Raw genomic sequence first — 19,649 nt, 5'->3', positions numbered from 1 at the left:
CGCACTGAACCTATCAATCGGAGGGCGTTCCAGTCATGTGCCGTGCACAGCGCGTCCCTGCACGTACACGCCGACGATGGCAGGCTCGCGCATCGCCAGCAGCAGGGCGAACAGAGTCTGGTCTCGGGCCAGTTCGGCATCGTCGGCGCGAACACCGTGGTCGATCGCCGAAGCCAACTGCGGCCACGCGGACGGATCGACGACGAGGAAATCTCCTTCCTTGCCGGTGTCGAAATTGCCGATCCGGTTCTCCATGTCCAGGGCGCGCGCCCCGGCGAGAGTTCCGGTGAACAGCAGTTCCGCCGGGTGCAGCGACAACCCGTCGTCCCCGGCCTCGGAGATGTGCACCTTGAAGGCGTCGGCCAGCACCTGCGGTAGCAACCATTCGTCACCGCCGCCGAAGTCCGAGCCGATGGCGATGTTCACTCCCGCGGCGACGGTTCGCTTCCACGGCATCGTGCCCGAACCCAGAAACTGTTGCGAAGTAGGACAGTGCGCGATGGAGGTGCCGGTCTCGGCCATCCGCTCCAGTTCGGCGTCCTGGCAGTGCACCGCGTGCGCCAGAATGGTCCGCCTGCCCAGGAAGCTCTTGCCCCCGACCTGCGAGCCCGGCAGAAACTTGCCGTCGTAGGTGTCGAGGTAGGTATCGACCCCGTAGGCATTCTTGGTGGCATCGATCTCGCCGGTGCCCGGCCGGTTGTTCTCGTTGAGGTGCGTGTGGAAGTAGACGCCACGGTCGCGCACCGAGTCGTAGAGCTCGCCGAGGTTCTTCAGCGTCTCGGTAGTCACCGACAGCGAGAACCTCGGTACGACGGCCACGTGCAGCATCGCCGTGTCGACGTCGCCGGTATCGGCGGCGTGCCATTTCTCGATCTCCTCGGACACCAGGCGGATGGCCTCGTCCTCACCGGTGATCAACGCCTGCGCCGACGCCGGGCCGGTGGTCTGCACACCGCGGCCACTGACGATGCGCAGTCCGTGCTCGCGCGTCTCGGAGAACAGCGAATCCTGCGCGTGCGGGAATGCCGACCCGAACACCATCGCCTGCGTGGTCCCGGCCCGGATGCGTGCGGCGCAGAAGTCTCTGGCCGCCGCCGCGGCGAACTCGGGATCGGCGAAGCGCGACTCGGACGGGAAGATGCACGTGTTCAGCCATTCGAGGAGCTGACCGCCGCCGTAGGAATCGCCGGCGTAGGTCTGCGGAAAATGAATGTGAGTGTCGACGAATCCAGGCAGCAGAAACCCCGGTCGATGATCGGCAACCGCCAGGTCTGCGAATCGGCTTGGGAGAAAATCGAACTCACCGCAGAACTCGATGATGCCGTCGTCTCCGACGACAAGGGCACCGTCGGGAATCGACACCAGCGCGGCTGCGGCGTCCGTCACGGTGGGCGAGCCTGCAACGTGAAAGATGTGGCCGCGGTGCACGCGTGCGATATCGGAAGTCACCCGCCAGACTCAAGCACAGGTTCGTCGGTGCTGCAGAGCCTGCGAGTTCTACCCAGCTACCGAACCGGCGACGACGGAGTGCCTCGCGCCGAGCGATGCGTCGAGAACGTCGGCCCACGTGCGGACGATTTCGACGCGTCGACGCGCATCGTCGGTGAGCACATCGGCGAGTCCCAAACCACGGGCGAGGTCGAGGGTCGCCTGCACGAGTCGGTGCGTGACGGGGTCGTTGTCGTCGACTCCGAGGTTCTCCACAGCCATCTGGTGGGCGCGGCGACCGAACCGTTCTTCCAGGGGCACGATTCGATCGCGCAACTCGGGATCTGCCGAGGCGGCCGTCCACACCTGCAGTGCCGCTTTGAACATCGGGCCGGTGTAGTACTCGACGAGTCGCTCCACGACGAGCTTCGTCCGGCCCGGTCCTGGCGGAATGTCCTGTGCTTCGCGCCGCGCGTCGTCCATCCGAGTGTCGAACATGTACTCCAGTGCCCCGGTGATGAGGTCCTCACGCGTCGGGAAATGGTGTTGGGTCGCACCGCGCGAGACGCCGGCGCGTTCGGCGACGACACCGACCGTCGTTGCGACCCAGCCCTGCTCGGCCAGCGAGTCGATCGTCGCCTCGAGCAGTCGCCGGCGCGTCACCCTGCTGCGGTCCTGCTTGGGTTCGCGCGCCATCACCATCTCCGTGCTCCCTCTACTTACTGCATCTCTACCTAGCGCTCCGCCGCCCAGGACGGAGGTCTCTTCTCCAGAAAGGACATCATCCCCTCTCGGGCCTCGTCCGATGCAAACAACCTGGCCGATTGCTCGGCAACTGCCGTCCCTCGCTCGTCGATCTCACGTCGGATCGCCGCGGTGGTGAGCTGTTTCGACTCGGCCAGACCCTGCGGCGAACACTTCGAGAACATGATCATGAAGTCGGCCACCGCAGCCGCCGGAACGGCGTCGGCCACGGTGATCAACCCGATGGCCTCGGCCGTGGCACTGTCGAACGTCTCTCCGGTGAGGAAATAACGACTCGCGGCCCGAGACGTCAATCGCGGCAGCACGGCAACCGAGATGACCGACGCAGCCAGACCCAACCGCGCCTCGGTGAGGGCGAAGGAACTCTCGGGGCCGGCAACCGCGACGTCACACGCTGCGACCAGACCCATGCCGCCGGCCCGCACATGCCCGTCGATGTGCGCGATGACGGGCTTCGGGGTGTCGATGATCAACCGCATCAGGTCGAGCATCTGCCGGGTCCGAAGCTCCGGCGACGCACCGACCTCTCGAAGATCGGCACCGGCGCAGAACGTTCTGCCGGTGTGGCCGAGCACGATCGTTCTGACCGCATCGTCGTTTGCCGCCGCGCCGAGGCCTGCGGTGAGCTCGTCGACCAGCACCGAGGACAGCGCATTTCGATTGTCGGGCGAATCCAGCGTCAAATACGCTTTCCCGTTGACGAATTCGACGGTGACGGCCATCAGTAGCTCCTGGGCAGCCCGAGCGAGTGCTGGCTCACGAAGTTGAGGATCATCTCCCTACTCACCGGTGCCACGCGGGCAATGCGGGCCGCCCCGAGCATCGCGGCCAAGCCGTACTCACTGCTCAAGCCTGCACCACCGTGGGTCTGGATCGCCTGATCGAGCGCCTTGATGCTGGCCTCGGCGGCCGCGTACTTGGCCATGTTCGCAGCCTCGGCCGCACCGAAATCGTCGCCGGAGTCGTAGAGCACCGCAGCCTTCTGCATCATCAGCTTGGCGAGCTCGAGCTCGATCTTGCACTGCGCCAACGGATGAGACAGTCCCTGGTGCGCACCGATCGGTGTCTTCCAGACCGTGCGCTCCTTGGCGTACTTCACCGCTGCGTCGATGGCGTACCGGCCCATTCCGATGGCCATCGCGGCCCCGAGAATACGTTCGGGGTTAAGGCCCGCAAACAGCTGCATCAGGGCGGCGTCGGCCTCACCGACGAGCGCCTCGGCGGGCAGCCGGACGTCGTCGAGGAACAGCACGAACTGGTGATCGGGCTCGACGATGTCCATCTCCATCTGCGTCTTCTGCAGTCCCGGAGCGTCGGTGGGCACGATGAACAGCGCCGGCTTGAGCTTGCCGGTCTTGGAATCCTCGGTCCGGGCGACGATCAAGACCGCATCGGCCTGATCGACCCCCGAGATGTAGATCTTGTTGCCCTTCAAGATCCATTCGTCACCGTCACGACGCGCAGTGGTGGTGATCTGGTGCGAATTGGATCCGGCGTCGGGCTCGGTGATCCCGAATACCATGATCTTGGACCCGTCGGCGAGAGCGGTGAGCCACTCCTGCTTCTGATCTCCCGTGCCGTACTTGCCGATGATGGTGCCGCAGATCGCCGGGCTGACGACGACGAGCAACAGACCGGCACCATGCGCGGCAAGCTCTTCCTGGACGAGCGCGAGCTCGTAGATGCCGGCCCCACCACCGCCGTACTCCTCGGGGAGATTGACGCCGAGGAAGCCGAGCTTGCCCGCCTCGTTCCACAGTTCGGTCAGTGGCTCACCCTTGCGTGCCTTGGGCAGAACGTAGTCGATGTAGTTGTACCGCTTGCCCAGCGACGAGACTGCGTTGCGCAGTCCCTTCTGCTCTTCGGTCTCTATGAAACTCATGCTTGCTCCACTCCCTTTTCTGTGACCACGGCAAGAACTGCGCCGACTTCGACTTGCTGACCTTCTGTGACGTTCAGTTCGGTGAGCACACCGTCTGCAGGTGCGGTCACCGTGTGTTCCATCTTCATCGCCTCGAGCCACAGGATCGGTTGGCCTGCGGTGACGGTATCGCCCTGCGCAGCAGCGATTCTGATGACGCTGCCCGGCATCGGAGCCAGCAGCGACCCCGCCGCCACCTCGTCGGTGGGGTCGGTGAACCGCGGGGCCCGGACCAGGCGGACCGGTCCGAGCGCAGAATCGACGAACACGTCCGAACCGTAGCTGTGCACCTCGAAGATGCGCCTGATGCCACCGTCGTCGAGTGTCACCGATGTCGGTGTGTGCTCGACGAGTTCGACGCCGTCCAGTGAGACACCGTCTACCGAAGCGGTGAGTCCGCCGCGTCGGATCGAGTATTCGACCGTCCTGTCGTCGTACGTTTTTCGCTGCGGCTGCGACCGGAGGTTGCGCCAGCCGCCGGGTAGTCCACGGTTCACACGTGCCTGCGCCGTGTTGTTCGCGGCGTCTGCGAGCGCTGCGGCGAGCGACGACAGGTCCACGCCGCGACCCTGCGCGATCGGTTGCGACAGCACATCGAGGCCGTGGGTATCGAAGAATGCGGTGTCGGTGTCGCCGGCCAGGAACGACGGGTGCCGCAGGATGTTGACCAGCAGGTCTCGGTTGGTCTTCAGTCCGTGGATAGTGGCTCGCTGCAGCGCTTTCGCCAGCAGATTCGCCGCCTGGTCTCGCGTCGGTGCGAACGAGATGACCTTTGCCAGCATCGGGTCGTAGTGCGTGCTCACCACACTGCCGGACTCGACGCCGGAATCGACTCTGATTCCAGCCTTCGCCAGCACCTCGAACTGAGCGCCGGGGATCTCGAATCGGTGCACGGCACCGCTCTGCGGCTGCCAGTCCTGGGCCGGATCCTCCGCGTACAGGCGAACTTCGATGGAGTGTCCGCGCGCCGCCGGCTGCTCCGCGGGCAACCGCTCCCCCGCGGCGACCTTGATCTGCAACGCCACCAGATCGAGTCCCGTCGTGCATTCGGTGACCGGGTGTTCCACCTGCAGACGGGTGTTCATCTCGAGGAAGAAGAAGTTGCCCTTCTCGTCGGCGAGAAATTCGACGGTGCCCGCACCCTCGTAGCCGATGGCCTCGGTGGCGAGTGTTGCTGCGTCGAAGAGCTTCTCGCGCATACCGTCGATGCGTTCGACGAGCGGTGACGGCGCTTCTTCGACGACCTTCTGGTGACGACGTTGGATGGAGCATTCACGCTCTCCCACCGTCCACACGGTACCGAACCGGTCGGCCATCACCTGGACTTCGATGTGTCGGCCGGTCTCGATGTAGCGCTCGACGAACACCGTTCCGTCACCGAACGCCGAGAGCGCCTCGCGCCCGGCCGCTTCGATTTCGGACTGGAGCGTGTCGAGGCTGCGCACGATGCGCATACCGCGACCGCCGCCACCCGCGGAGGCCTTGATCAGCACCGGCAGTTCGTTCTCGGTGACCGACTCGGGATCGAGCTGCGTCAGTACCGGAACTCCGGCGTCGGCCATCATCTTCTTGGACTCGACCTTCGAGCCCATCGACTCGATGGCCTTGACAGGCGGTCCGATCCACGTCAAACCGGCGTCGAGGACCTGTCGGGCGAATTCCGCGTTCTCGGAGAGGAATCCGTATCCCGGATGTACTGCGTCGGCACCGGCGTGTACCGCCGCTGCGATGACCGCGTCGCCGCGAAGGTAGGTCTCCGACGAGCTGTTGCCGGGTAGGCGCACCGCGGAGTCGGCCTCGCGCACGTGCGGGGAATTGGCGTCTGCGTCGGAGAACACCGCGACGGTGTCGATGCCTTCGGCGCGACAGGTAGTGAAGACACGGCGGGCAATTTCGCCGCGGTTGGCTACGAGTACGGACGATACGGTCATGGCTTCACATCCGGAAGACACCGAAGTTGGCGGTGCCTTCGATCGGGGCAGAGGCGATGGCCGACAGGCACATTCCCACTACCGTGCGGGTATCACGAGGGTCGATGACGCCGTCGTCGTAGAGGCGTCCGGAGAGGAACATGGGCAGCGACTCGGCTTCGATCTGTGCCTCGATCATCGCGCGCATTCCGGCATCGGCCTCTGCGTCGAAAGCCTGGCCGCGGGCCTCGGCGGCGGCCCGGCCGACGATGGAGATGACACCGGCGAGTTGCGCGCCGCCCATGACGGCGGATTTGCTCGACGGCCAGGCGAACAGGAATCGCGGGTCGAAGGCGCGGCCGCACATGCCGTAGTGACCGGCTCCGTAGGACGCACCGAGCAGGATCGAGATGTGCGGAACCGTCGAGTTGGAGACGGCGTTGATCATCATCGAGCCGTGCTTGATCATCCCGCCTTCCTCGTATTCCTTGCCGACCATGTAGCCGGTGGTGTTGTGCAGGAACAACAGTGGCGTGTTCGACCGGTTGGCGAGCTGAATGAACTGCGTCGCCTTCTGCGACTCCTCGCTGAACAGCACACCGCGTGCATTGGCCAGGATGCCGATGGGATAGCCGTGCAGCTCGGCCCATCCGGTGACGAGCGAGCCTCCGTACATGGGCTTGAACTCGTCGAAATCGGAGCCGTCGACGATGCGGGCGATCACCTCGCGGGGGTCGAACGGGATCTTCAGGTCGGTGGGGACGATGCCGAGCAGATCTTCGGGGTCGGCCAGCGGCTCGATGATCTCGGCGCGCGGCTCCGGGCCCTTCTTCTTCCAGTTCAACCGCGAGACGATGCTGCGTCCGATACGGATCGCGTCCTGCTCGTCGACGGCGAAGTAGTCTGCGAGACCGGACTTTCGGGCGTGCATCTCGGCCCCACCCAAGGACTCGTCGTCGGAATCCTCACCGGTGGCCATCTTGACCAGCGGCGGGCCGGCGAGGAACACTTTGGATTGTTCCTTGATCATGACCACGTGGTCGGACATCCCGGGGATGTACGCGCCGCCGGCAGTGGAGTTACCGAACACCAACGCGATCGTGGGAATGCCCGCCGCCGACAGCTGCGTCAGATCGCGGAACATCCGCCCTCCGGGAATGAACACCTCTTTCTGCGTGGGCAGGTCGGCACCGCCGGATTCCACCAGGGAGATCACCGGCAGTCGGTTCTGAGTCGCTATGTCGTTGCCGCGGAACCCTTTCTTGAGAGTCCACGGGTTGCTGGCTCCACCGCGGACCGTCGGATCGTTGGCGACGATGAGGCATTCGACTCCGCACACGACGCCGATGCCCATGACGGTGCTGGCCCCCACGGGAAAGTCACTGCCCCAGGCTGCAAGTGGGCAGAGTTCGAGAAACGCGGAGTCCTCGTCGATCAACAGCTCGATACGCTCGCGGGCAAGTAGCTTGCCGCGCTTCTTGTGCCGCGCCACGTACTTTTCGCCGCCACCGAGCAGAGCCTTCGAGTGCTCGGCGTCGATCTCGGCCAATTTGGTGTTCATGGCCTCGGTGGCACCGGTGAACTGTTCCGACGCGGTGTCGAGGGTGGACTTCAGCACGCTCATGCCTGGTACCCCAATCGTTTCGCTGCCAGTCCGGTGAGGATTTCGGTGGTTCCGCCGCCGATACCGAGGATGCGCATGTCGCGGTACTGCCGCTCGACTTCGCTCTCGCGCATGTAGCCGAGTCCCCCGAAGAGTTGCACCGCTTGATTGGCGACCCACTCTCCGGATTCGACGGCGGTGTTCTTCGCGAAGCAGACCTCGGCGATGAAGTCCTGGTTCTCCTGCATGGACCGCTCGACGAGGGAGCGGGTGTAGACGCGCGCGATATCGATCTTCCGCGCCATCTCGGTGACAGTGTTCTGCACGGATTGCCGTGCGATGAGCGGCTTTCCGAATGTCTCTCGATCGCGGACCCACTGCAGAGTGAGATCGAGGCACCGTTGCGCACTGGCGTAGGCCTGGGCGGCGAGGGCGATACGCTCGGTGAGAAACGCCTGCGCGATCTGCGCGAAGCCACTGTTCTCGGCACCGACCAGGTTGCCGACCGGGACGCGAGCATCGACGAACGAGAGCTCCGCGGTATCGGATGCGCGCCAGCCCATCTTGTCGAGCTTGCTGGTGACCTCGAACCCGGGTGTGCCCTTTTCGATGACGAGCAACGAGACACCGGCTGCACCCTCGCCGCCGGTGCGGACCGCAGTGACGACGAAATCGGCTCGGCACCCGGAGGTGATGTACGTCTTCGATCCGTTGACGACGTAGTGCTCGCCATCCCTGACGGCCTTCGTCCTGAGGTGGCCGACGTCGGAACCACCGCCAGGCTCGGTGATCGCGAGCGATCCGATCTTCTCCCCGGCCAGCGTGGGCCGCACCCACTTCTCGATCTGGTCGGCGTCGCCCGCTGCAACCAAGTGGGGCAGGGCGATTCCGCTGGTGAACAGCGATGCGAAGAGCCCGCCGGACGCACCGGCCTGATGCATCTCCTCGCAGATCACGACCGCGTCGGCCAGATCTCCACCGTCCCCGCCGACCTCCTCGGGAAAGCCGGCACCGATCAATCCGAGGGCGGCCGCCTTCTTGTGCAGATCGCGCGGGATCTCGCCGTCGGTCTCCCACTGATTCATGTGCGGCGCAATGTCCTGCTCGACGAAGCTACGGACGGTCTTGCGAAGTTGCTGACGCTCGGGCGTAGTCCAGATGCTCATCCGAGTTCTCCTTTGTAAGCGATCGTTTCGGGGATGTCGATGTGCCGCGACCGCAGCCATTCACCGAGCCCCTTGGCCTGTGGATCGAACCTGGCCTGCGATGCCACACCTTGGCCGAGGATGCCCTCGATGACGAAGTTGACGGCTCGCAGGTTCGGCAGCACATGCCGAGTGACGGTGAGGCGCTCTGCCTCGGGCAACATCTTCTTCAGGGTCTCGACCGTCAATGCGTGGACCAGCCAGGCGAATTCGCCTTCGGTACGGACCCAGACCCCTACGTTGGCATTGCCGCCCTTGTCGCCGCTTCGGGCCGCGGCCACGGTACCGAGTGGAAGCCGGATGGTCGCTTCGGCTGCTCTCGGTGCCGGGAGCGTCGGTTCATCGAGGGGTTCCAGTGCCCGCGTGTCCTTGGACGGTGCGATGGCACTTTCGGTGCCGTCGGCGAGGTGCGCAACGTGCGGCACCTGGGCCGCGTCGACGAAACCAGCCGTGAACACTCCGTACGGCGCTCCGTTCCCCGGCGGTGCAGTCACCGAGAATCCGGGGTAGCTGGCCAGTGCGAGTTCGACTGCCACCGCTGAGAACTGACGTCCGACGGCGTCGGGGTTGCTGTCGCGAGCCACGCAGCGCAGCAGGGCGCTGGCCGTCTCCTCCGTCTCCGCGTCCGGCTTGTCTGTGCGCACCAAGGTCCAGTCCAGTTCGGCCGGCCGTTCGGGGAGCCAGGAATCGAATTGCCGTTGTGCCAGTGCCGCTTTGGCCTCGATATCGAGGCCCGTGAGCACCATTGTGAATTCGTTGCGAAACCCGCCCAGTGCGTTGAGCGAGACCTTGTAGGTGGGCGGCGGAGCTTCCCCGGTGATGCCGGTGATGGACACCCGATCGCTGGATTCCTGCGTCAGGATCGCTGAATCGATCCGTGCGGTGACGTCAGGGTTCGCGTAGCGGCCGCCGGTGATTTCGTACAGCAACTGGGCAGTCACGGTACCGACACTGACGGCGCCCCCGGTGCCCTCGTGCTTGGTGATGACGCTCGACCCGTCGCTGTCGATCTCTGCGATCGGGAATCCGGGACGAGACATGTCTGCAATCTCGGTGAAGAACGAGTAGTTACCGCCCGTCGCCTGAGTTCCACATTCGATGACATGTCCGGCGATCACGGCTCCGGCCAGGGCGTCGTAGTCCGTCGGCGTCCAACCGAAGTGTGCCGCAGCGGGACCCACGATCACGCTGGCATCGGTGACGCGCCCGGTGACGACGACGTCGGCACCGGAGTTCAGGCATTCCACGATGCCCCACGCGCCGAGGTAGGCATTTGCAGTCAGCGGGCTACCGAGGCCGAGTTCGGCCGCTCTGCCGAGAAGGTCGTCGCCGTCGACGTACGCGATCTTCGCACCGGAGTCGAGCTTCTCCAGCGCCTCGGCCAAGCCACGTGGATTCAGACCACCGGCGTTGGCGACGATCTTGACCCCTTTGTCCAGTGCCAGACCCAGGCAGTCCTCGGCCTGGCGCAGAAAGGTTTTGGCGTAGCCACGGGTTGCGTCCTTCATCCGGTCGCGGCCGAGGATGAGCATCGTGAGCTCGGCGAGGTAATCACCGGTGAGGTAGTCGAGTTCGCCGCCCTCGAGCATCTCGCGCATGGCCGAGAGGCGGTCTCCGTAGAAGCCCGAACAGTTACCGATTCTGACAGTCATGCTTGCTCTCGTCCTGACTGTGTCCGTCCGACCCCCGGAGGGCCTGCGAAGGCTTGGGCGATGGTGAGCCAGTGCGCGGCGTCGGGTCCCTCGGCACGGATGTCGAGGTTGTCGCGATGAGCCCGCTGGGTGACGAGGAGGCAGAAGTCGAGCGCCGATCCGCTCACGCGTTGGGCGGCGTCCTCGGGTCCCCACGTCCACACTTCACCCGAGGGCGCAGTGAGTTCGATGCGAAACTGATCGACGGGCGGGGTCTGCTGGTTGACCGCGTAGGCGAAGTCTCGTGTGCGCACACCGATATGCGCGACACCGCGGATCCGGTCGGTCGGCACGCGGGTGACGCCCAGGGCGTCGGCGACATCCTGACCGTGCGCCCAGGTTTCCATCAACCGCGCGGTAGCCATGGACGCGGCACTCATCGGGGGTCCGAACCAATCGATCTTCGTTCCGGGCGGCACCTGCACGAGAGCGTTGGTCATGGCGTGTCGGCGGTTTCGCCATGCGCTCAGGAGATCGGGGTCACGAGATCCTTCCTCGGCCGCCTCGTCGACGAAGCCGGTGGGGTTCTCCCATGCTTTCTTCAGAGTGAGAGCGAACTCCTCCTTGGCCGCGGTATCACCCGATGCCGCGGACGTGGTGCGCTCGGCTACGTGGTCGGTCCAGGACAGATGTGCGATCTGGTGTGCGATCGTCCAGCCCTCGGCCGGTGTCGGTGCCGCCCACTGCTCCGATGTCAGTTCGGCGACGAGCGCATCGAGGTCATCGCCCTCGGCACGGAGGTCGCCGACGAGTGTGTCGAGGTCTGCCATGGGTCCAGCTTCACAAAGGCATGCGAAAAAAGCAAGCACGCTTGCTTGTTAATTCGTAACCTTACGTTCGCTTGCCGTGCCTACGGTGACGAATGTGAAAATGTCGAGACTCGCAGCCGCCACCGTTACCCTCGCTTTCATGGCCGCCGGCTGCTCCTCTGCAGACCCGGCCCCCGAGGAACCGTCGAGCATTCGGGTTGCGACGTTCAACGCCAGCCTAAATCGATCAGCAGCCGGGCAGTTGGTGACCGACCTGCAGGGCGAGAACGCTCAGGCTCGCGCGGCGGCCGATGTGATCTCCGCAAACTCGCCGGATGTGTTGTTGGTCAACGAGTTCGATTATTCGGGTGATGATGCGGTGAGGCTGTTCAACGACAACTATCTGGACAAGCAGTACCCGTATTCGTTCACTGCACCCGTGAACACCGGGGTCGACTCGGGACTCGACCTGGACATGGACAGCGCGCTCGGCGGCCCGGGTGATGCCTGGGGGTTCGGGCAATTTCCAGGTCAGTACGGCATGGTCGTGTACTCGAAGTATCCGATCGACACCGAATCGGTACGCACGTTCCAGAACTTCCTGTGGAAGGACATGCCGGATTCCCTGCTGCCGCGCGACTACTACGGAGAGGTGTCCGACGCTCTGCGGCTGTCCAGCAAATCGCATTGGGACGTGCCGATCGACGTGAACGGCAAGACGCTGCACGTGTTGGCCTCGCACCCCACTCCCCCATCTTTCGATGGTCCCGAGGACCGCAACGGCAAGCGCAATCACGACGAGATCCGGCTCAGTGCCGACTACATCTCGGGCGCGGACTACCTGTACGACGACAAGGGCGTGCGCGGCGGACTGGAACAGGGTGCCTCGTTCGTCATGCTGGGCGATCAGAACAGCGATCCGGTCGACGGCGACTCGGTGGCCGGTGCCATCGCTCAGGTCCTGGATCTGCCACGAGTACAGGACCCGGCACCGACCTCGAGTGAACATGAGACGGACACAGCCGATTTCGCCGACCCGACTCCGGGTGACCTTCGGGTGGACTACGTGTTGCCGTCGGACGATCTCACAGTGGTCGACTCCCAGGTGTATTGGCCGAATCAGGCCGAGCACCCCTCGGATCACCGCCTGGTGTGGGCCGATCTCGAATTATGATGCGTGAGTGACGGATCTGCCGATAGTCGAGTTCGCCTACCCGGGCCCACTACGGGACACGCTGGTTGCGGCCGTGCTGTCCGGCGCGAAGACAAGCACGGCAAGCCTGTTGGTTCAGTACACCGACGAGGAGCTTCCGAGAGTCGGCGAGCGCGGCGCGGTGGTGGATTCGGCGGGTGTCGTGGTCGGGGTTATCGAGACCACGGCCGTCGATGTCGTTGCGCTACGGAATGTTCCGCTGCAACACGCGGTCGATGAGGGTGAGGGATACGCCGATGTGGCGCAGTGGCGGGCCGGACACAAAAGATTCTGGCAGTCGGCCGAGATTCGCGAGGAATTGGGCGATCCGAACTTCACGGTAAACGGCGACACTCAGGTGGTCTTGGAGCGATTCACCCTCGTGTGAAGTCGTGGCCCGCTGTGGTCCGTCGGTTCGATGCCTGCTACTCGGAGGGTTGCCGCTTCTGCGCTGTCCGGATCGTACGGCCGCGCCGCTGTCATGATGACCCGCGCATTCTCCGGGGTGTGGATCTCGAGCTCGACGGAATTCCATGGTCGAGTGTGCGGCCCGGTAACCGAGCCGGGCTGGATGTGCGTGCAGGCCTCGACTATGGCGTCGAGCTGGTCGAGAACACAGGCGACGCTCACAGTCATCTCGGGCAGAGTGGCCGACCGGTCCGCAGGTACGAGCAGAACATCTTGGAACGCCCAGCGGCGCAGGTGAACCAATCGACCTGGGATCGCAAAGAGCTCGAAGAATCCCAGAGCATCGATCCAGAATTTAGTCGACTCCGCGAGATTCGCGGTGGGGATGGTGACGAACATGGGCATGCCGTACAGGCCACGAAACAGTTGGGGTGCGGTGGCGTCGGGGCCCGGAATCGGTACGGGGCTCACTTCGAAGGCGGGGTAGTTCTCGGTCATGTCCACCATCCTGAAGCCTGACGCGGCGTGAGGGTCAAACAGCTTGTCGGTGGGTGGGTGTAGAGACGCTGCTTCGCCAATCCTTCTTCATCGCAACACAATTAGGGTTGACGGACGGTTCGCATGTCGGTATCATCGAACACACGTTCTACTTATTGTTGGAGCACTTGCCGGGGGCGAATACACAGTGACCACATCTTCGCGCAGTCGATTCGCGGCCTATCTGGGGCCGCAATCGAAGCCGTACATCGAGCCAGCTTCGTTGGCCGAGATTCGGGATGTCACGATTCTGGAGAATCAAGCGTGCGCTCGGAAAGTAGCTGTGGCCGCTGCCATCTGGGATTCATGCATTCATCAGAATGTGCTCGTCGGTGATGTCGTTCAGGACGCGGGTAACTATGCGGCTTCCGAAATTGCGCACGTTCTGGGCTGCTCGAAGACCGTCGCGAACACGTACGCCGAGGTCGGGATGGACCTTCGGCTCAGGCTTCCTGCCGTCGCCGCCGCGTTCGAGGCCGGCGAACTCGATTTGCCTCGTGTCCGTGCGATCTACCGCTGTACTCACAATCTGACGCAGGACGCGGCGACGGCGGTCCAAGGCGAGGTTCTGCACGCTGCCCGACGCCTGTCGCCCGGTCCGCTCGCGACGGAAATCTGGTCGATCATGTACCGCATCGCACCCGAGCAGGCTGCCGCTTTGCGCAAGGGCTTGGAACGGCACACGAACGTCACGTATACCGACAAAGATGTGCTGTCGACGCTGAAAGCCGATCTCACCGCCGCCGACGCCGCCGCTGCCTGGCAACTCATCAACGAGATGGCCGCTACCGTCTGCCGACGTGATCCGCGAAACCGAGGGCAGAAGCGTGCCGCGGCGTATGTCGCTCTACTGCAGCAGGAGTCGTCGATGGCATGCCTGTGCGAACCCGATGACGACAACCCATGCACGGCCGATACCGTGCGTCCTGACCGACGCGCTCCACTGACGGTGATCACGGTCGACCTCGCCACTCTCGCCGGTCTGCTGTCCAATCCTGCTCACCTGGCCGGCCACGGCACCATCGATGCCGAGTACGCCCGCGAGCTCGCCGACAACGCGCACTGGCAGATCCTCCTTACCGAAGCCCGCAATCTGGCGGAGAAGCTCGGTTACGGCGATGATCTGGAGTCGCTCGTAGACCTCGACACCGGCGATGGCGCAGGCACTGGGGAGAAGGGTGCCGAGAGCACGGCCGACTGCGGCGACAGCAGCAGGTCGCATGTGGTGTTTCATCCGCTGGGGCGTGGGCGTCGTCGCGTCGGCGGTTCGGTTCCTCGGCCCTCGCGGGCGCCCAAGTCCGCACAACCACCCCGGAACGACTGTCTCGCCACGCCGTATCGCGGCACATACACCTTTGTCGCCGAACTCGAAGCCGGGATTGCAGCCGATCCCGCTCTCGGGCTCGCGCTCCATCCGGACGGGCACGGCGGTCTTGTACTACCACCACCCGGAGCCCTGGCCTATCGGCCGACTATTGCACTCGCAGAACGTATTCGGTACCGCGATCGCACCTGCCGACATCCGGGCTGCGACGTCCCGGCTCGGCAATGCGAAATAGACCACGTCGTCCCGTACCTCCATCGCGATCCTGCGAACGGCGGGTGGACCATCGACTCCAATCTGCATTGTCTGTGTCGCTATCACCACAGTCTCAAGACCATGGGGCTGTGGACACCGGCGATGCTCGTCGACGGCGTCGAGTTCTGGGTCTCGAACGCCGGCACCACAGCCATCACTGTTCCCGGAACGACCCAACTCGCAGACCTCAGCCACCTTCCGGCCGTCCATCGCAGGCCCAAGGGCCAAGCGCTCGAGCCTGATACAGCGACCCTCGAGCGCGCCGAACCGCAACCGGCTGCCGTACAGGTGCCGGCACCCGACGATGAACCACCACCCTTTTGATCGAAGCGAATGGATTGCAGTGTCAGCCTGTGTAGGTAATGAGGTCGTACACCGTCGCACTGCCGACGATGCTGGCGGTGAAGTTCGCCTCGACCCATTCCTGAATCTGCGAGGACGTGCTCTCCGAGTCGCCGCCCGTGCCACCGCGCGCCATTCCGCCACCCATTCCACCCGAAACGTAGTACGCCACGTCGTGGTTGGAGACGTACTCGATGAACTCGTCGAGAGAGGGCGCAGGATCACCGCTCCAACCGCCGATCGCCATCACAGCCGTGTCGGATGCAAGCTCGTAACCCGCTGCAGACTGCGAACCATTCACTGCAGCAGACCATCTCGTTGTCGTCGACTCGAGCAGAGTGGTCAGCTCTTCGTTGGTCTCACCGCCCATGCCACCACCCATGCTCGGCATACCGCCAGGCATGTCTGCAGCGTCGCCCGGCGCCGCAACGCCCGACATCGCTCCTGCAGCCAATCCACCGGTCGGCATTCCACCGCCAGTCATTGCATCGGTCGGCATCCCACCGTCAGGCATTGCTCCGGTCGGCATGCCACCGAAACCTCCGTCGCTGACTGCACCGGTTGGGCCTGCGGTGGGGATGGATCCGCTGTGCGCAGTGGTCGTCGTAGCAACGGCATACGACGCACCCCCGCCCAGACCTGCCACGGCTCCGAGGATCAGCGCGGCCGCAGTGAGCTGCTTGTATCGCCCGGCCGCAAGGATCATCACCGCCGCAACAACGGTTCCCACCAGCAAGGTCCATTTCAAGGCCGGCAGCCAGTCCGCGTTGCGGTACAGCAGCACCCAGCTCCAGACACCGGCCGCAATCATCATCGTTGCCATACCTGCTCTGCCCCAGATGGATTCGCGTCGAAGCCACAGTGCGTAGCCGCCGGTTCCGATCATGCCCGCAATGGCCGGGGCAAGAGCCACGGTGTAGTACGGGTGAATCGTGCCGGACATGTAACTGAAGATCAGTGCCGTCACCAAGAACCAACCGCCCCACAGAATCATTGACGCACGCAGCAGGTCGGTCCGCGGCGCTCGGCCGCGAGCGATCAGACCGAAGACCAATGCCACCAGTGCCGCAGGAATCAGCCAGGAGATCTGGATTCCCATCTCACTACCGAACAGTCGATCCAAGCCGGTCGACCCGCCGAAGCTCGATCCGGCTGCACCGGAATTCATTCCACCAGGTGATCCGCCGCCGCCGGCGTTACCGACGATTCGGCCGAGGCCGTTGTAGCCGAGCACCAGATCCATCACGGTGTTGTCGGTGGACCCGCCGATGTACGGGCGAGCACTTTCGGGCCACAGCTGAACCGTCACCACCCACCAGCCGGCGGCGACGACCAATGCCGCGAACGCACCGACCAGATGCAGCAGTCTGGCGCGCAATTGCGCCTGCCCTGCAATCAGATACGTCAGACCGAATGCGGGTAGCACCAACAAGCCCTGCAGCATCTTGGTGAGGAACGCAAACCCGAGCGCCATTCCTGCGAAGGCGAGCCACATCGCAGCCCGTCGACCGGCCGAGGTCTGCAGAGAGCGTATGACGAAGTAGCCGCCGAGCGTCATGAGGAGCACGAGCAACGCGTCGGGATTGTCGAAGTCGAACATCAACGCCGCCGCCGGAACCGACGCCAGAGTGAAGCCGGCGAACAAACCGGCCGTGGGGTTCGCGACCCGCTTGACCGCGGCATACACCGTCGCCACGGCGGCGACACCCATCAGGGCCTGGGGAAGAAGCAAGCTGAAGCTCGAGAAACCGAACACGCGAGCCGACAGTCCCATCACCCACAGTGCGGCCGGTGGCTTGTCCACGGTGATGAAGTTCTCGGAATCGAGTGATCCGAAGAACCACGCCGTCCAGTCCTTGGTACCGGCCTGCACCGCCGCGGCATAGAACGAGTTCGCGTAGCCACTTGCGGTCAGGTTCCACAGATACAGGGTTGCCGTGGCCGCAAGCAGAACCAGCAGCCCGAGCAGGTGCCGGCGGCGATACCACCACGTGTCCTGCCAGGACGGCTGGCGGGCGTACGACGGAGGCATCGCGGCCGGTCGGTCGAGTTGGGCAGTCATCGCACATCCTGTTCGTCGAAGTTGTCGACTACGAGAGTGTGCGACGGACCGCCGGTCTGGCTGGGAGCAGCCTGCGAGGTTGCTGTGAACGAATGAGCTCCCTCAGACGCGATCGGCGTACACGACGATGTTGTCGTCGTAGCTCGAGATGTCCGAGTCGAACTGCCCGCCACAGGTGATCAGACGCAGACCGGGATGATCGATGTCGCCGTACACCTTGTCGGTGGGAAACGCGTCTTTCGGATACTGCTCCACCGCGCTGACGACGAAGCGGACGGTACCGCCATCCTGGTCCGTGACGGTGACGTCGTCACCCTGCGCGAGATCCCGAAGTCGGTAGAAGACTCCCGGGCTGCCGCCCCAATCCACGTGTCCGGCAAGGATCGACGGCCCCAACTGGCCCGGGATCGGCGAGCCCATGTACCAGCCCGCCGGAAAACCACCCGGCGGAACTTCCATCGAACCGTCCGAACGTAGACCGAGACCCATCACGTCGGAATCGACGTCGATCGCTGGAATGTCGATGCGCGCGGGAGCTGACCCGGACGCCGGTGAAATTGCCTGAGCTGCAACATCACCGGTAGACGTATCGGGTGCCTGAGTCGTCGCGGCCGACGACGGTGAAGTGCGTTCCGGAGACGCCGCGTCCGAAGGCGTTGCACAACCGGTAAGAAAGAACAGGAGTATGAAGCAAGCAGCGGCCACTGCCCGCACCACGACCCGGGAAAGGGTCGTGGTGCGGGCAGATTCAGCCGGAGGTGCGCACACCGTGGCTACGGATCTCACAGATCAGCGCCGACGACGAGTCATCATCGTGATCGACACTGCGCCGACGGTGAGCAGGGCGAGCAGAGACCACATCGTTACTGCCGACGAATTGGTCGACTGTGTGACCGTGCTGCCGTCACCGGTATCGACGCCACCGTTGGGAATCTGGGTGATCTGCCCACCCGGGTTGTACGTACCCGGCTGACCCGGGCCACCGGGTGTAGTCGGCTGGTTGGGCTGATTCGGGGTGTACGGGGTGTTCGGCGTGTTGGGGGTGTTCGGTGTGTTGGGGGTGTTCGGTGTGTTGGGGGTGTTCGGTGTATTCGGGGTGTTGGGCTGCTCAGGAACGCCCGGGTTGTTCGGTTGCTCAGGAACGCCCGGCGTGTTCGGCTGCTCGGGCACGTTGGGGATACCGGGGATCGGCGGGATTGTGATGGGGGGAATCGGAGGCAGGCCCGGAATCGGCGGCACTTCGATGACGATCGGCGGCGTACCACCACCATCACCCGGCGTACCCGGGGTACCGCCACCATCACCCGGCGTACCGGGGGTTCCGCCACCATCACCCGGCGTACCCGGCGTACCGCCATCACCCGGTGTGCCGCCACCATCGCCCGGCGTCTCACCACCATCACCCGGCGTCTCGATGGGTGCGCAACCCGCGGTGTTGATCGTGTTCGAGTCGAGGGTGACGGCACCATCAAGAGCCAAAAGTCGTCCCTGCACATCGGCACCCGTCGTCGCAGTGATCGACGCCCGCGCCATAATCGTGCCCACAAAATCCGTATCGGTACCGAGAGTGGCCGAGCTTCCGATCTGCCAGAACACGTTGCATGGGCTGGCACCGTTGATCAGCGAAACCCTACTGCTGGAAGCCGTGACCAGCGTCGATGCCGCTTGAAAGATGAACACGCCATCGGACTTGCCCCCGCCATCGAGTGTCAGGGTTCCGGTGAGGTCGAGCGTGCCCGAACCGTACAGCCCGGCGAGCAGAGTCTGGCCGCCGAGTTGGACCCCGGTCGAAGTTGCCCCCGGCCGTCCGGCCGCATTGTCGTAGCCGGTACTCAAGTCCGCTTTTGCCTGTGCTGCAACAGAATTACGGTCATTGATTACCCCACTGGTCAGCTCGCCCGGCGGGAATCCGGTGATGAACGGTGCGACGCCGACGCCTGGGCTCACTCCCACGTTGCCGCTGATCTTCGACGGTCCGGTGTTGGTGATCTTGGAGCCTGCCAGCACTGCATAGCTCGCGGCGGTACCGAGTGGGACGGTGGTGGGTTGAGCGCCGGCTGCCGATGCGTTGACCAGCATGAGTGCGCTGGTTGCCAGCGCGACGGTGCCGACGAGCGGAATCAACGCCGTGCCCTTGCGTCGAGAGGTGGGCGACGCAGGGCGGTGTTGCGGAGCGTACATGTTGCGTACCGATCTACTGGAGGGGATGTGCGTGAGACTTGTTGTCACGCAACGAGTTCAAATATCGACTCCCCCG

16 protein-coding genes are annotated in these 19,649 nt (G+C 64.3%); 3 read left to right on the top strand and 13 right to left on the bottom strand.

The window, feature by feature from the left end; genetic code table 11:
• Positions 1–33 precede the first annotated feature (33 nt).
• From O4220_RS19275 to O4220_RS19235, 9 genes are read right to left on the bottom strand one after another with little or no spacing between them, the layout of a single operon-like run.
• A complete protein-coding gene (locus O4220_RS19275) occupies positions 34–1,437 on the bottom strand; it encodes an amidohydrolase family protein (RefSeq protein ID WP_332112850.1) in 1,404 nt (467 codons plus the stop codon).
• Positions 1,438–1,497: 60 nt separating this feature from the next.
• Entirely contained in the window at positions 1,498–2,124 is a 627-nt protein-coding gene (locus O4220_RS19270) for a TetR/AcrR family transcriptional regulator (protein WP_269607089.1), read from the bottom strand.
• 38 nt (positions 2,125–2,162) lie between these two features.
• The gene (locus tag O4220_RS19265) at positions 2,163–2,915 is read right to left on the bottom strand and encodes an enoyl-CoA hydratase family protein (RefSeq protein WP_269607088.1); all 753 of its coding nucleotides are present in this window, start codon (positions 2,913–2,915) and stop codon (positions 2,163–2,165) included.
• Complete coding sequence (locus O4220_RS19260) at positions 2,915–4,075, bottom strand: acyl-CoA dehydrogenase family protein (protein WP_269607087.1); 1,161 nt, start codon at positions 4,073–4,075, stop codon at positions 2,915–2,917. Before O4220_RS19260 ends, O4220_RS19265 begins: the two co-directional genes overlap by 1 nt.
• Complete coding sequence (locus O4220_RS19255) at positions 4,072–6,045, bottom strand: acetyl/propionyl/methylcrotonyl-CoA carboxylase subunit alpha (RefSeq protein ID WP_269607086.1); 1,974 nt, start codon at positions 6,043–6,045, stop codon at positions 4,072–4,074. Before O4220_RS19255 ends, O4220_RS19260 begins: the two co-directional genes overlap by 4 nt.
• Before the next feature lie 4 nt (positions 6,046–6,049).
• On the bottom strand, positions 6,050–7,648 hold the full coding sequence (locus O4220_RS19250; protein ID WP_269607085.1) for an acyl-CoA carboxylase subunit beta: 1,599 nt from the start codon (positions 7,646–7,648) through the stop codon (positions 6,050–6,052).
• Positions 7,645–8,793: an acyl-CoA dehydrogenase family protein gene (locus tag O4220_RS19245; RefSeq protein WP_269607084.1), complete on the bottom strand. Its 1,149-nt coding sequence runs from the start codon at positions 8,791–8,793 to the stop codon at positions 7,645–7,647. The genes O4220_RS19250 and O4220_RS19245 overlap by 4 nt, the downstream gene beginning before the upstream one ends.
• Positions 8,790–10,484, bottom strand: coding sequence for an acyclic terpene utilization AtuA family protein (locus O4220_RS19240; protein ID WP_269607083.1), 1,695 nt, complete (start codon positions 10,482–10,484; stop codon positions 8,790–8,792). Before O4220_RS19240 ends, O4220_RS19245 begins: the two co-directional genes overlap by 4 nt.
• On the bottom strand, positions 10,481–11,293 hold the full coding sequence (locus tag O4220_RS19235) for a TIGR03084 family metal-binding protein (protein ID WP_269607082.1): 813 nt from the start codon (positions 11,291–11,293) through the stop codon (positions 10,481–10,483). Before O4220_RS19235 ends, O4220_RS19240 begins: the two co-directional genes overlap by 4 nt.
• 100 nt (positions 11,294–11,393) lie before the next feature.
• Between O4220_RS19235 and O4220_RS19230 the strand changes: the two genes are divergently transcribed.
• On the top strand, positions 11,394–12,446 hold the full coding sequence (locus O4220_RS19230; protein ID WP_269607269.1) for an endonuclease/exonuclease/phosphatase family protein: 1,053 nt from the start codon (positions 11,394–11,396) through the stop codon (positions 12,444–12,446).
• 7 nt (positions 12,447–12,453) lie between these two features.
• Positions 12,454–12,852 (top strand): ASCH domain-containing protein, encoded by a 399-nt coding sequence (locus O4220_RS19225; protein ID WP_269607081.1) that lies wholly within the window; start codon positions 12,454–12,456, stop codon positions 12,850–12,852.
• On the opposite strand, the gene O4220_RS19220 is transcribed toward O4220_RS19225, so the two are convergent.
• On the bottom strand, positions 12,819–13,370 hold the full coding sequence (locus O4220_RS19220; RefSeq protein WP_269607080.1) for a VOC family protein: 552 nt from the start codon (positions 13,368–13,370) through the stop codon (positions 12,819–12,821). The two genes, O4220_RS19225 and O4220_RS19220, sit on opposite strands and share 34 nt — an antisense overlap.
• A 187-nt stretch (positions 13,371–13,557) precedes the next feature.
• Here O4220_RS19220 and O4220_RS19215 point away from each other — a divergent pair, with 187 nt between their 5' ends.
• Positions 13,558–15,312, top strand: a complete 1,755-nt coding sequence (locus O4220_RS19215) for an HNH endonuclease signature motif containing protein (protein WP_269607079.1) — start codon at positions 13,558–13,560, stop codon at positions 15,310–15,312.
• Positions 15,313–15,334: 22 nt separating this feature from the next.
• Here the strand turns inward: O4220_RS19215 and O4220_RS19210 are convergent, their stop codons facing one another.
• The 3 genes from O4220_RS19210 to O4220_RS19200 all read right to left on the bottom strand — a co-directional run bounded on the left by O4220_RS19210 (position 15,335) and on the right by O4220_RS19200 (position 19,621).
• Entirely contained in the window at positions 15,335–17,392 is a 2,058-nt protein-coding gene (locus tag O4220_RS19210) for a glycosyltransferase family 39 protein (RefSeq protein ID WP_269607078.1), read from the bottom strand.
• Between the two features lie 102 nt (positions 17,393–17,494).
• Positions 17,495–18,097 carry a class F sortase gene (locus tag O4220_RS19205; protein WP_269607077.1) on the bottom strand — a complete coding sequence of 201 codons (603 nt, stop codon included), beginning with the start codon at positions 18,095–18,097 and terminating at the stop codon, positions 17,495–17,497.
• An 84-nt stretch (positions 18,098–18,181) separates the two neighbouring features.
• Positions 18,182–19,621 (bottom strand): ice-binding family protein, encoded by a 1,440-nt coding sequence (locus O4220_RS19200; protein ID WP_269607076.1) that lies wholly within the window; start codon positions 19,619–19,621, stop codon positions 18,182–18,184.
• Positions 19,622–19,649: the final 28 nt, after the last annotated feature.

Source organism: Rhodococcus ruber (assembly GCF_027270735.1).
Lineage (GTDB): Bacteria > Actinomycetota > Actinomycetes > Mycobacteriales > Mycobacteriaceae > Rhodococcoides > Rhodococcoides rubrum_A.
This window is presented reverse-complemented; position numbering and strand designations above follow the sequence as displayed.